We start from the raw sequence: 12,762 nt of genomic DNA, 5'->3' as shown, positions 1-12,762 counted from the left end.
ACATCAGTGGCGGGAGAAGTGTCCTATTCGCCCGCACATTCGGACTACCCGGTAGCGCCCCGCACCGGCACCGACACCGGCAGTGGCCTCGGTGGGCCCGCGTTATCGAATCGTCGCGGCGTGGCCGTGCGCAGGTTTGCACCGGTCACTACCCTGGGCCTGATCATGTGCCAGAGAACCTCTCGACTTTGACAAGGGCCACACATGAGTGACAGTTATCCGCCGTACGGGGGGCAGCCGGATCCGAACGCGGGGGGCTGGGGCAATCCGCCCGGACCCCCGGCCGGACCGTTCCCTCCCGGCTCCCCGGTCGGTCAGCCACTCCCGCCCGGATCTCCGGTCGGTCAGTCCGGCTACCCGTCGCCGTACGGTGCCCCGCCCCCACCACCCCCGCCCCCGCCGTACGGGGTCCCACCGCAGCAGCAGAAGTCGAAGAACGGGCTCTGGTTGGGGCTCGGCATCGGCGCCGTCGTGATGGCCGTCCTCGTCGCCTGCGGCGGCACTATCGGCTACTTCATGCTCTCCGGCGACGACGAGGACAACCCCACCCCGGTGGCCAGCGGCTCCAGCAGCCCCTCCGCCGCTCCGGAGAACTCCGAGTCCCCCGACGCGGCACCGCCGCCGCCGGAGCCGGACAACCAGCCGGACAACAACAACGCGGTCACCGCCCGCAGCTCCAGCGACATGTCCGCGGTGTGTGACGGCAGCCCCATCCTCAACGCCGCGCCGTACACCAGCGCGAAGGGCGCCAAGGTCTACACCTTCGCCAACTCTCCGGAACGCCCGCAGTCCTGGCTGAGCAAGTCGGTGGGCTACAACAAGCCGTACTACGCCAAGATCGCCGACTGGGCGAAGGTCTCCGTGATCGGCTGCCTCACCTTCGAAGAGGGCAGCGAGGGCGAGCCGCGCAAGTGCGACTACAAGGACAGCGACGACAAGAAGATCACTGTCGACTACATCTCCGCGCGCTACACCCTGACCTTCTACGCCGCCAAGACCGGCGAGAAGATCGGTGACGGTGGCCGGGTCAACGCTCCGGCGGTCCGCTGCCCGAGCTTCATCTCCTACAACCGGTCGACCATGAAGGCGTACGCCTCGCCGGACGACGGCGCCCTCGAGCTGGCCCTGGACAAGTTCACCTCCTGACGAGTACGCGATGACGGCGGGGACCCGACCGGGTCCCCGCCGCGTCGTTGCACGGCTCGATCTGCCTGCTGTGAGGTGACCGGGACCGTGTCCATGAGTCGTCGCGTCGTCGGCATGGGGCAGACTGCGTCTCGTGAGTCCCATGAGTCGTCGCCGTAAGTCGAAGAGTCGATCCGTCCGTAGCGGTGCCCCGCTCGTCGTTATGGACCCGCCGGACGAGTGTGACTGCCCGCACTGTGCCGGGGGGCAGCCCACGCCGGAGCAACTCGACAGCCTGATGCCGCTGATCGACTTGGCCGCGATGCAGGATCCGACGGAGATCGAGGTGGCCGCCTCGATGTTCCTGGCGGTCGGTGCCCTCGTCGGGGAGGACTTCGACCAGGCGTTACCGGAGCTGTTCGTGCCGACACTGGAGGCGGTAGCCACGCCACCGGCACGCGCCATGCTCGCCGGCATCGCCGCGGTCTGCGACGGCGACACGAGCCGCTTCGCGGCACAGGCGGCTGGCCGGCTCGCCGAGGCCGGGGTCGACGCGCCGGCCTGGCTCGCAGAGTTGGACGCCCCGATCGTGGCACAGGAGTGCCGCCAGTTCCTCAACCCGATGGGGGAGACCTTCCTGCTGGCCGGCATGTTCCAGCGGGCCGGCCGGTCGCTGGCCGCGTTCGTGGTGCTCGATCCCCTCGATTGTGGTGCTGCGCAGGAGATACTCCTGATCGACCCCGACCAGTGGGATGGTGCGCGCCATTCGCTCCAATCCGACCTGCGGGCCGATGGCGTCTCCATCCGGGACGAGGAGATTCAGCCGGCCGACTTCCGTCGCGCCGTACAGGAGGCACTGGAGATCCGTGCCGACCACGACCAGGACCGCGACGTGGACGACCTCCTCGACGACGAGGAAGGCCCCGGCTACCCGGCGTTCGCCCTGCTCCTGCGCAGTTGGCTGCGGACGCTGCCTGAGCCGGCCAGCCTGCCCCGTCACCGGCACGACGGCGAACTGGACATCGCCTCGATCGCCGCGCTGCTGGACCGCATACCGGGGCGTGGACGAAGAGGTGCCGTACCGAGACCCCGCACCGCCGCCCTGCCGTCCAAGCGGAAGAAGTCCGCCGGGCCGGCCCCCATCTACCGGATCAAAGTCGGGCTGAGAGGAGCCCGTCCGCCGATCTGGCGTCGCCTTGAGGTGCCCGGGGACATCACGCTGGCCCGGCTGCACACGCTGATTCAGGTCGCCTTCGACTGGGACGACAGTCACCTGCACGTCTTCGAGACCCCGTACGGCAGCTTCGGTCGTCCGGACGCAGAACTCGGTCATCGGGCCGAGTCACGGGTCAACTTGGAGCAGGTCGCTACCGCCGTGAACGACAAGCTCCACTACACCTACGATTTCGGTGACAGTTGGGAGCACGACATCCTGGTGGAACAGATCCTCGATCGTGATCCGGCCGTGACGTACCCGCACTGTGTCGGTGGCCGGCGGGCTGCCCCACCGGAGGACTGCGGAGGCGTGTGGGGTTACGCGGAGTTGGTGGACATCCTCGCCGACCCCACGCACCCCGAACACCAGGACCGCCGCGACTGGCTGGGCCTTGCCGAGTCCACCCCCTTCGACCCGGCCCACTTCGACGCGAAGGCGATCACCGCCGCGCTGCAACGGTTGCGCTGACGCCACCAGCCGCCGGGTTGCCGGAGGCTGGCAGGGTATGCGCCATGGGGAGCCTCGTTGCGCAGTTGCCCGCCCTGCTCGGTGTGCTGGTCGGCACCATCGGCACGATCGTGGCCACCTCGCTCGCCGACCGCGCCCGGTGGCGCCGACACCAGGGCGTGCGATGGGACGAGCGGCGGTTCGACGCGTACGCCGAATTCGCCCGCGTGCTCAAGGAGGTGCTCACCATCGCCAGCCGGCTGATCGGCGGCTACCTCGACCGGGAGCAGGAACTCGCCCTGCTGACCGAGGCCAACTTCCGGCACACCATCGCCTGGGAGAACGTCCTGCTGCTCGGCGACGCCCCGACAGTGAAGGCCGCCCGGGCCTGGCGCGACGCGGTCTGGGAGGTCGAACGCCTGGCCCGCGACGGCTCCGCCGCGGACGGGCTGCCCGACCTGCTGCACCGGGTCAACGAGGCACGGGACCAGTTCTACGACGCGGCCCGCGGTGGCCTCGGCGTCAGCGGCGGCTCGGTCGCCCAGGCCGCGCTGCTGGTCGACCGGCTGTACCCACGTCACACCCGCCCACCGGCACCACGCTGACCTGCACCCCGGACGCGATGGTGGCTGACGCTCAGGCGTGCTGCGCGGGTTGGTCCAGGATGGCGCTGAACCGCTCCTCGGCCAGGTCTAGCTGGTCGAGGATGTGCCGGCGCACCGGCTCGGACAGGGGAGTGTCCGCGCGGGTGACCAGATCGCGGAAGACCGGCACCAGGGGACGGTACTTGCGCGCCAACGCCTCCACCTTCGGCCCGACCGAGTGGATCACCCCGACACCGTTGTCGGTGAAGTCGGAGACCTTGATGACCCGGGCCCACGGCTCACCGTCGAGACTGTGCACCAGGTGCTCGCGGTACTGCTCGTTGCGGTCCCGTTCCGGATCCCACCGCGGATTGGTGACCGCCGCGACCAGCCGCGCCACCCGGGCACCGAACCGGTCCGCGAGCACCGCCAGCGCCGCCGGAGTCGGATCACCCCCGGCGTACGCCGGGCCGGCCAGCTCCGCCGGATGATCCTCCACCGCGTCGTGCAGCAGCCCGGCGACGATCACCTCCGGGTCGCGTACCTGGTAGTGGTGCATCAACCGGATCGTGACCCGCAGCAGATGGTTGACGTACGGCTCCCGGGACCGCCGGTCGTCGCGGTGCAGCCGGCCGGCCAACTCCAACGCCTCGTCCAGCCGACCCCGGGCGTCGGCGTCGAAGGCCGCACACTCCAGCCGGAACCTCTCCCGCAGGCCCGGCTCCCCGTGCATCTCCGTGATGGCGTGCATCGGCATGCTGGCCAGATACGGCGGCAGATCCATCCGTCTCTTATATCGGATCACCACGCCACCGGTCACCACCCGCCGACCCGACCGGCCGGGACCGGGGCACGTGCTCGGCTGTCCTGGCACCTCGATGGAGAGCGCATAGGATCTGCCCATGCAGGAGGGCCGGTGGACGACGATCACCCCGTCGCAGTTCGCTGCTCTGCCCGATGGAGGACCCTGGAGTCCTGCCCAAACTTGACGGTGCCGTGGTGCGCGTCGGCGACAACGAATGGATCGCCCTCCCCGACGCCTGGGCCACCAACGCCCACCGCAGCGCCGCCCTAACCTGACCCCCCTTCCACGTCCCCTGATCGTGGCAGTGCGGCTGCGCGACACGCCGACACCTGAACAGCCACACCGCCACGATCAGGGTGGCCTACCAGATGTGGACGGGTTTTGGGGGTTGTCCACAGGGGTGTGGTTGTCCACAGGGGGCGGGAGCTGTGGCTGCGGGTGGGTGGGGCAGGGTGGCACGGTCGGCGGTGTGGATACGGTGTTGGCGGAGCTGGTGAGGCGCGGGAACGGGCTGGTGACCCGGTCGGTTGCCGAGCAGGTCGTGCCGGAGTGGGTCTTGCAGCGGGCGTGCACCAACGGCGAACTCGTACGGGTGCTGCCCGAGGTGTTCGCGGCGGCACACCTGTTGAATGACGAGAGCCTTCCGCCGCTCAGCCGGATCGGCCCGGCCCTCGGCCGCCGTGCGGTCGCCGCCTGGATGCGGGGGCGCGGTGCCCTCAGCCACCTCACCGCCCTCGACGTGTGGGGACTGCGCCAACAACGGCCCGGAGACCTGCTGCACGTGAGCGCACCTGCTGGCAGCGGCCTGCGAAACTGGCCCGGGGTGCGAGTCCACCGGCGTCGACACCTCACCCTCACTCCACCATCGACGGTGGTACGACAGGGGATGCCGGTGACCACCATCGAGCGAGCTTTGGTCGACTCCTGGCCGATGCTCGCGCTGGAGGAGCAACGGACGCCGATGATCAGGGCGTTCAACAACCGGCTGACCACCCCCGGCCGCCTGCAAGCTGTGCTCGACGGCACGGCAAGGGTGGCTAGCCGGGTAGCGCTGCGTACGCTGCTGACCCGCCTTGCCGACGGTTGCCGCAGCCCGCTGGAGATCTGGGGACACGAGCGCGTCTTCACCGGCCCTGGAATGCCGACCTTCCAGCGGCAGGCGCAGATCCGGCTCGGCCAGCGCAACGTCTACCTGGACCTGTACGCCGAGCCGGAACGGGTCAACATCGAACTCGACGGGGCCACCACCCACGGCGACCCCCGGCAGCGCGAAATCGACCTACGTCGTGACGCGCAACTGGCCGCCCTCGGCATCCTGGTCGTCCGCTTCGCCCATCGTCGGCTCGTGCGTGAGCCGGAGACCGTACGCCGGGAAACCCTCGCCATCCTCGCCACCCGTCAAACCAGGTAGGCGCCTCCACGAGCCCGACGACGTACGCGTCAGCGCCCTACCTGGACGGGACGGTCGTGCCGACCCTCCGTGCGGCCCACCAGCTCCACCGCGTCGGCTGACCTGGCGGGGCGCCGCCGGTTCCGAGGAGCGGAGAGACCGGCGAGTTGGACGTAGATTTCGCGTTTGGTGGTGGCGTTGCCGCGCCGGCTGAGCACGTAGCCGGTCAGCCAGACCCAGCCGTCGTACGCATGGCGGTCGCTGACCGAGACGACGCGCAGGGTCAGCGCCCGGTCCCCGGCGAACTGCACCGAGGCGCGGCCGTCGATCCGGAGCAGGTCGCCGGGGGAGGGGCGCACAGTCACCAGTGGCCGTCGTTCGCTGGTCGGCATTCGCGGGCGTGCATGGTCTGCCAGTCGCGCAGTGCCCGCTTGAGCCGCTCGTTCTCCTCAGCAAGGGTGTGGATCTGCCGGTGCAGGTCGGCCAGGTCATCGGCGACCCGGGCCTGGAACTGGCGTACCTGATCGGGATCGACGCCACGGCGACGCGGGTCGAAGCTGCGGGTGCGTACCTCGTGCGGGGTCAACCGGGCCGGCAGCCCGGTCCCGTAGAGCTGGCCGGATCGATACACCTGGGCCACGTCGGTCCTCTCCTGGGCGAGCGGAAGCGCGAAAGGTCGGTGCGGTGGGTCTGGAAGGGCGGGCCGTGCGTGGCCGGCGTCCGCACGGCCCGCCCGCTCGGCCGCCGCAGCCCAGTTCGGCGGTACGACGACAGAGCAGCCTGTCTGGGCCGGGACGGGCACACGCACCCGCCCCGGCCAGGGGATGAGCCGAACTCGTTGCCACGCGAGGAGCGGCTCGAAACCAACATATCTAGACATGTCAGATGAGTCAACGTTGCTTGTTAGGCGCGTTGCGGTGTGATCGAATCGGATTGCCACGCGAGGAGTGCCATGCGAGAAGTGCCGGACTACTGGCGCATCGCCGATGATGTGATCGCCGACGTCAAGTCCAAGAAGTTGAAGCCGGGGGACAGGCTGCCCTCGATCGCCGACACACGCGCCACCTACAACGTCAGTCACGGAACCGTGCAGATGGCCTACGCGCGCCTCGAAGCGCTGCGGGTCATTCGGCGGCAGCAGGGCAAGGGCGTCTTCGTGACCGATCCGGGCACCTGGATGCGGGAGCCCTGAGTTGGCTGTCTGCCGAGATCCGACCGTTCCGGGTGTAGCGGGTAGATCATGTTCGGTGCAGGATGATCGATGTGAAGGCTTTTGTAGGCGTGACGGACGAAAAGTGGTACCGGTTCCTAGCAGCGCGTCCCGGCCTGGGTGAGGTCAACTTCTGGCGGCCGTCTGGCGGCAACTTTCGTGCTCTCACGCCTGGCGAACCCTTCTTCTTCAAGGCGCACTACCCACTCAATCGGATAGTCGGAGGAGGCTTCTTCAGCGGCTTCACCCAACTGAGGATCTCGGAGGCGTGGGAGTTGTTCGGCGAGGCCAACGGTGTCGCTAGCTTGGACGAGATGCGCCGCAGCGTCGGGCGCTACCGCAAGCAGCCGATCGGGCTCGACGAGGACCCGGTCATCGGCTGCATCTTCGTTCGCGACAGCGTCTTTTTCCCTGATGAATCGACTGTTGGCCCACCACCGGATTTCGCTTCCAATGTGGTACAGGGCAAGACGTACGACCTCGCTGATTCCTCCGTCGCCGGGTACTTCGATCTCCTGCTGCACCGCATACTGGGCGTGGCCGTCGCACTGGACCTCAGTGAGCCCTGGCATCGACCCGGGCCGGTGTATGGTGATCCCCGGCTCGTACCGCAACGCCTCGGTCAGCAGTCGTTCAAGGCTGTGGTGCTGAGTGCCTACGGACGACGTTGCGCCATTACCGGCAACAGGGTCCAGCCGGTGCTGCAGGCGGCCCATATTAGGCCGTTGCAGCAAGGCGGGGACCATCGGATCGACAACGGCTTGCTGCTCAAGTCGGACGTGCACATTCTCTTCGATCGGGGGTACCTTGGTGTTGACCCGAAGTACCGCTTGATGGTCAGTCCTCGCCTGCGCAGTGAATTCGGGAACGGTGACCAGTTCTACGCAAAGGCCGGCACGACCATCGCACTTCCGCAACGGGCGCCTGATCGGCCCAATGCCGATTTCCTCGAGTGGCATCTGGACACCGTCTTCAAGGCTGCCTGACGCCGTATGCCTCGATCGCCATCTGTTTGCCTGGGCATAACTGGACTGGTCCTGCCGTCGACCGGCCTGACTCGCTGCGGGTGTCCTCTTTCAGGAATGTCTGCCGGGGTCTCGGCGGCCAGAACCAGTTAACTCATCGCCTGCGACCCCTGGGGCGCGCAACCGACCTCATTCTGGTGCCGGCTCGGACCGCTCATCGACGCGGCGAGACCGGCACCCTTGTGCACGACTTCACCGACCCGGAGTGGGACACCCGCTTCCTCGGCGACCTCTACCAGGACCTCTCGGAGGTATAAGTTGTCCGACCCGACAGAAGTCAGTTCCGCTACCCCCTGGTGGACCGCAGACGACGTGGCCGAAGTGGCCGAAGCTCTAGAGTCCCGGCGCTCTCGGCTCTGGGGGATCGTCTCACCGGCCGACCTGGCCGACTGGATCTTCGCCGAACCGGTCCCGGCACCACTTCACCCACTGCCGGTCGAGAGCGACGACAAATGCGCGAACGGCTTGACGGGGTCGAAAAAGATAGCCTGGGCGCTGGCCGGTTGGGCTGCTCGGATGGTGGTGCCGGAGCCAGCTACGACTGCGGGACGACACTGGCATCTGTCGTATCTCGATGACACCACACCTGCCGTACTGCGGTTGACGGTCGGGGTGCTGGAGATCATCGGCCTGTACGAGTCCGGTGAGAGTGTGTGGTTGCGGCTACACGCCGGGCCTGTCGGTCTGGCCCTCGAAGCAGGGGTGGCCAGCGAAAAGGAGTGGGAAGAACGCGGCATCGAGATCCTGGAGGACAGGACGAAGACCCTCGCCGAGGAGAAGCTTCTCCTGCGCTGCCCGGACCTGGCGACGGCGTTCTGGCTATTGCGACAGCGGCCGGTCATCGCGGGGATGCGATTGTTGAGTTGTTGGGTGGCTGCCGGGCCTTACTCCTTCGAGAGCAGCTACCACCCTGAAGTAGTGGGACGTGCGTGGCTTGCGTCAACGTCGTTGAGTAGCAGCTCAGCCGAGTGAACTGGCGGTAGGCGTCCTTGCTGTGCAACTTGTGACTTCCCCGCTGCATGTGCAAGGTGAGGCGGCCCTCGTACCAACCATTGTGGACGTTCTGTCGATGGGCAGGCAGCGGAAAGCTCTCGTACCGATGCGGTTTCGTCACCCCGGGGAGGTTGAGATGCCGAGGCGCAAGGGTGTCTTTTGTATCGAGGGCGAATGGCATCCCGACCTGACCAAGCGCTGGTCGGTGCGGCCGACTCTTCAGCTGCTGGAGCAGTTGGAGAGCCTGCGCTACATCCATCAGAGCGCTGTCACCCGGGATCAGCTGAAGTACTACGTCGAACAGTGGTCCTTGCGCAAGTACTCCTCGTACGAGGTGGGCTTCTTTGCGCTGCACGGGTCTCCCAGCCAACTGTGGCTGTCCAACTCACAATCGACCAGTTTGCACGAGGTCGCGACCTGGATATCACCAGGCTGCTGGCAGGGGAGGCAGATCTACATCGGCGCGTGCTCGGTGCTGCAGGGGTCCGACAGGGACCTGAGCGAGTTCCTGAAGCAGACGGGCGCGTCGATGGTGTGTGGCTTCACCAAGCAGATTGACTGGATCGAGTCGGCGGCCTTCGAGACGGTGGTCCTGGATCGGCTGGTCAACGCCGGCAAAGTCAACAGCCTTCAACAGTTGGTTTCCTCGGCACGTTGGGCGCCGCTGGCACAACACCTCGGGTTCCGGGTGGTCTACGCCACGGGTGAGAGCTTCAAGATCCCGTCGATGCGATCCAAAGGGTCGAGCGTCACTCTATGATCGCGGCGGCCTCGTCCCGACCCGCGACCACCGGCTCGCTGCACCGAGCACTACCGCCGCACCTGCAGTCCGCCATCGACGCCTACTCCCACCGTGTCGTCGCCCTCGCCGACCCGCAACGACACCATCGTCTACCGTGTTAGCAACCACTGTTAGAAAGCGGGTCTGACAGGTCGGCTGCTCAGCAGTGAACGTCTGCCTGTTTCGAGGCCACCGCATCGACCCTCCGTGCCTGCTGGCCGATTTCGATTCTGCTTCGGCCGTGCCCAGAGGACGGGCCGGTCAGGCTTCCTATGTGTCAACGTCGCGGATGCGGGCGGCCAGGTCGAGGGCGGCTCGGATCGGGTCGGCGTTCCAGTGGCTGGCGAAGGCGTCGTACAGGCGCCATCCGGCGCGGGCCAGGGTCCGTTGCCGCTCGACGTGTGCGGCCACGGAATCCGGATGGACCCCGCAGATCACCCCGACCGCCTCGGTGTCCGCCCCGACACACAGGTCGATCTGCCAGCGGCCGACGGGGTAGTCGACCCGTACCGGCAGTCCCAGCTTTTCGAGTTCGACGGCCAGGGCCCGGGTCCAGGGGTCCGAGGCGGAGGTGGCCGGGCCGGCCGGGGGTGTCGGGGGCTGTTCGGCGTAGCGCAGGTAGTCGCCGATGATGCCTTCGGGGGAGCGCAGCGAGGTGACCACGGTCAGATGTTTCCTGGCCCGGGTGATCAGGACGTTGAACAGGCTGGGGTCGGCCAGGAAGCGGTGTCGGGCCGGTGGGTCCTCGTCGACCAGCCCGAGTGAGGCGATCACCACGTCCGCCTCGCTGCCCTGGAAGGCGTGCACCGTCCCGGTACGCAGACCGAGCCGCTGGATCTCGTCGAGGTCGTACGCCGACAGCAGGGCCGCCTCCACCGCGTCCGCCTGGGCCCGGAACGGGCTGATCACCGCGATCCCGCCGGCCGGGGGATCGGTGGCCAGGGCCCGGACCAGGTCGAGTACGGCCTGCACCTCGGCCTGGTTGACGCCGTCGATCACGGTCGCCCGGTCGACCGTCAGCACGTCGATGGCGTCGGCCTGTTCGTTGCGCGGGTGCCGGGTGACCAGTTCCAGTCTGCCGTCGTAGAACCGTTCCCCGGAGAACCCGATCAGGTGCGGCGCGGACCGGTAGTGCTCGGCCAGCCAGGTGACCCGGGCGGCACCGGCCGCCAGGTCGTAGACGCTGGACCGTCGCACGTCGAGCCGGTCGGCCAGCCGGTCCAGCCCGTGCCGGTGCAGGGTGGCGGTCACCTCCACGTCGGCGACGAAGGAGACGAACCGCAGTTGCCGGGGGTCACCGGCGACCAGGGCGTTGCGGGCGCGGGCCAGCACCGGGGCGGCCCGTACCTGGTCGATGTGGGCGGCCTCGTCCAGCACCACCAGGTCGAACATGCCGGCCACCGGTGGCAGCAGATCCTCGACGTCGGTCACCGTGCCCACCCACAGGGGCAGGGCCCGCACCAGCGCCTCGGCGTCCAGCCCGGCCAGCAGTTCCCGGCGCCGGTTGCGTCCGGCCCGCAGGGCGGTACCCAGACCGTTGGCGGCCCGCCGGGCCTGCGGGGTCCACCGCTGGGCGCTGGTGGTGTGGTGCCGCAGGGCGGTGCCGACCGCCTTGGCCAGTACGGTGTCCGCCTCCGCCAGGGACTGCCAGGCGGCGGAGAGTTCGGTGCCGCCCTGGGCGGGGAGTCGAGCCGCCGCCTGGAGGGCCTCGGCCGCCTCCACCGCCGCCTCCAGCCGATCCCGGGGCAGGTCGGGACCGGCCCCGGTCAGCCGTCGCAGCCGCCGTTCGGCGTACGACCGTCGCAGTCGCGGCCACCAGCCCGCGCCCTGGCGGCCGGTATCCCGCAGGGCGTGCCGGATGGCGGTGAGGTCGGCGTCCGGGTCGAAGACCCGTGGCGCGTCCTGACTCAGCGCGGGCAGCAGGGGCTGCCAGCCCGGGAGGGTGGCGGCGCGTCGCTCCTGCTCCAGGGCAGCGGTGATCCCGGCTCGGACGGTGGCGACCCGGTGCCGGGCCGCCGCCACCGCGGCGGCGTCGGTGCGCAGTTGATCGTCGCGCACCCCACCGGCGGCCCCGTCGGCCAGGTCGGCGGCGACCGCCTCGCGTCGCTCCGCGTCCCCGAAGAGCACCGGGGGTGGGCCGGGATGCCGGCGCAGCAGGGTGCCCAGGGCCTCCGCAGCCGCCACGGACTGGGTGGCCACCAGCACCGACTTTCCCCGGTCGACCGCGTCCAGGGCGGCGGCGACCAGGGCGTGACTCTTGCCGTTGCCGGGGGCACCGGAGACCACCACGACCGCTTCGGTACGGGTGCGTCGGACCACCTCCGACTGGGTGCCGTTCAGCGGCAGCGGGGACAGCACCTCCTCGTCGTCGTGGCCGGTCTTGTCGTCGTGCTCGTCGGAGGGGCCGAGGTAGAGCCGGCTCAGGGCGGTGTCCGCCAACCCGGGACGGCCCGCCCAGTTCAGCAGGGTGTCGCGAAGCCGGCCGGCGAACACGTCCCGGGTAACGAAGATCGCCGCCGCGGCAACCCCGGTGAGGCTCTGATCGTCGAGGCGGCGCGGCGGACGGGGTACGACCTTCTCCACCTTCAGACCGGCCGCCTCGGCCGCCGCGGTGATCCAGGCGGCCGTGCCGGGGGCGGTCAGCCAACCCGGCCCGGCCAGCCCGGGTGCGGCCTCCAACCGGGCGGCGAGATCCCGATCCTCGATCAGCGAGGTCATCTCCAGGTCACCGGCGGGGACCACCCGGTAGCCGCCTCGGCCCCGCTCCAGCCGTACCGGTTGGGCCAGCAGCGGCAGCCGGATCCGCCGCCGTACCCCCTCGATGTCCGCCCCGCCGACCAGGAAGGCCAGGCCACGGCGCAGGATGCGTTCGTCGCGGTGCAGGGCGTCCTGCGCCGCCAGGCGGTCCAGGTGGCCGCTGTGGGGGCCGCGGTGCGGCTCCGGCAACCAGACCAGCGGCCGGTTGCCCGCGGCCACGTCGAGGACCCGCTCGGCCCCGGCCGGAGCCAGGTCGGCGAGCGCGGTGAGGATGACACCGGCGTCCATCGCCCGCACATTCTGCCGTACGCCCGGACGCCGCCGACACGCCGCAACAAGCCCGTCGGCGTGGACTCCCTGGGGGGTATGAGGGTGGGGGCCGTCGGCGTCGACGGCCCCCACCAGGCTGGTGCTCGGGTGCCGGCCGGG

13 protein-coding genes are annotated in these 12,762 nt (G+C 69.2%); 9 read left to right on the top strand and 4 right to left on the bottom strand.

The features are described 5' to 3' along the window. Positions 1 to 204: 204 nt before the first annotated feature. The 3 genes from ACGFIK_RS05635 to ACGFIK_RS05625 all read left to right on the top strand — a co-directional run bounded on the left by ACGFIK_RS05635 (position 205) and on the right by ACGFIK_RS05625 (position 3,393). Positions 205 to 1,146 carry a hypothetical protein gene (locus tag ACGFIK_RS05635; protein ID WP_327025333.1) on the top strand — a complete coding sequence of 314 codons (942 nt, stop codon included), beginning with the start codon at positions 205 to 207 and terminating at the stop codon, positions 1,144 to 1,146. Positions 1,147 to 1,348: 202 nt separating this feature from the next. Next, positions 1,349 to 2,809 (top strand): plasmid pRiA4b ORF-3 family protein, encoded by a 1,461-nt coding sequence (locus ACGFIK_RS05630; protein WP_393337872.1) that lies wholly within the window; start codon positions 1,349 to 1,351, stop codon positions 2,807 to 2,809. 44 nt (positions 2,810 to 2,853) lie between these two features. Further along, positions 2,854 to 3,393, top strand: coding sequence for a hypothetical protein (locus ACGFIK_RS05625; RefSeq protein WP_327025335.1), 540 nt, complete (start codon positions 2,854 to 2,856; stop codon positions 3,391 to 3,393). A gap of 31 nt (positions 3,394 to 3,424) precedes the next feature. Here the strand turns inward: ACGFIK_RS05625 and ACGFIK_RS05620 are convergent, their stop codons facing one another. Next, the gene (locus ACGFIK_RS05620) at positions 3,425 to 4,156 is read right to left on the bottom strand and encodes an HD domain-containing protein (protein WP_393337869.1); all 732 of its coding nucleotides are present in this window, start codon (positions 4,154 to 4,156) and stop codon (positions 3,425 to 3,427) included. 173 nt (positions 4,157 to 4,329) lie between these two features. Between ACGFIK_RS05620 and ACGFIK_RS05615 the strand changes: the two genes are divergently transcribed. Both ACGFIK_RS05615 and ACGFIK_RS05610 read left to right on the top strand, forming a co-directional pair. Beyond that, positions 4,330 to 4,452, top strand: a complete 123-nt coding sequence (locus ACGFIK_RS05615) for a hypothetical protein (RefSeq protein ID WP_327025337.1) — start codon at positions 4,330 to 4,332, stop codon at positions 4,450 to 4,452. 194 nt (positions 4,453 to 4,646) lie between these two features. Next, positions 4,647 to 5,588 carry a DUF559 domain-containing protein gene (locus ACGFIK_RS05610; protein WP_327025338.1) on the top strand — a complete coding sequence of 314 codons (942 nt, stop codon included), beginning with the start codon at positions 4,647 to 4,649 and terminating at the stop codon, positions 5,586 to 5,588. Between the two features lie 29 nt (positions 5,589 to 5,617). Here the strand turns inward: ACGFIK_RS05610 and ACGFIK_RS05605 are convergent, their stop codons facing one another. Together ACGFIK_RS05605 and ACGFIK_RS05600 are read right to left on the bottom strand one after the other, a co-directional pair. Continuing rightward, positions 5,618 to 5,932, bottom strand: coding sequence for a hypothetical protein (locus tag ACGFIK_RS05605; RefSeq protein ID WP_327025339.1), 315 nt, complete (start codon positions 5,930 to 5,932; stop codon positions 5,618 to 5,620). Next, entirely contained in the window at positions 5,929 to 6,207 is a 279-nt protein-coding gene (locus tag ACGFIK_RS05600; protein WP_327025340.1) for a DivIVA domain-containing protein, read from the bottom strand. Before ACGFIK_RS05600 ends, ACGFIK_RS05605 begins: the two co-directional genes overlap by 4 nt. Before the next feature lie 312 nt (positions 6,208 to 6,519). Here ACGFIK_RS05600 and ACGFIK_RS05595 point away from each other — a divergent pair, with 312 nt between their 5' ends. The 4 genes from ACGFIK_RS05595 (at position 6,520) to ACGFIK_RS05580 (ending at position 9,555) form a co-directional block, all read left to right on the top strand. Continuing rightward, positions 6,520 to 6,759 carry a winged helix-turn-helix domain-containing protein gene (locus ACGFIK_RS05595; RefSeq protein ID WP_327025341.1) on the top strand — a complete coding sequence of 80 codons (240 nt, stop codon included), beginning with the start codon at positions 6,520 to 6,522 and terminating at the stop codon, positions 6,757 to 6,759. 62 nt (positions 6,760 to 6,821) lie between these two features. Beyond that, positions 6,822 to 7,763: an HNH endonuclease gene (locus ACGFIK_RS05590; protein WP_327025342.1), complete on the top strand. Its 942-nt coding sequence runs from the start codon at positions 6,822 to 6,824 to the stop codon at positions 7,761 to 7,763. Between the two features lie 351 nt (positions 7,764 to 8,114). Further along, positions 8,115 to 8,774, top strand: coding sequence for a hypothetical protein (locus ACGFIK_RS05585; RefSeq protein WP_327025343.1), 660 nt, complete (start codon positions 8,115 to 8,117; stop codon positions 8,772 to 8,774). A gap of 157 nt (positions 8,775 to 8,931) precedes the next feature. Continuing rightward, positions 8,932 to 9,555 (top strand): DUF6642 family protein, encoded by a 624-nt coding sequence (locus ACGFIK_RS05580; protein WP_327025344.1) that lies wholly within the window; start codon positions 8,932 to 8,934, stop codon positions 9,553 to 9,555. 291 nt (positions 9,556 to 9,846) lie between these two features. Here ACGFIK_RS05580 and ACGFIK_RS05575 read toward each other — a convergent pair whose 3' ends face one another. After that, positions 9,847 to 12,621, bottom strand: a complete 2,775-nt coding sequence (locus ACGFIK_RS05575) for an AAA domain-containing protein (protein ID WP_393337863.1) — start codon at positions 12,619 to 12,621, stop codon at positions 9,847 to 9,849. Between the last annotated feature and the right edge of the window lie 141 nt (positions 12,622 to 12,762).

Source organism: Micromonospora sp. NPDC048871 (genome assembly GCF_043198155.1).
Classification (GTDB): domain Bacteria; phylum Actinomycetota; class Actinomycetes; order Mycobacteriales; family Micromonosporaceae; genus Micromonospora.
The sequence above is the reverse complement of the archived record's forward strand: the minus strand, read 5'-3'. Positions and strand labels throughout refer to the sequence as shown.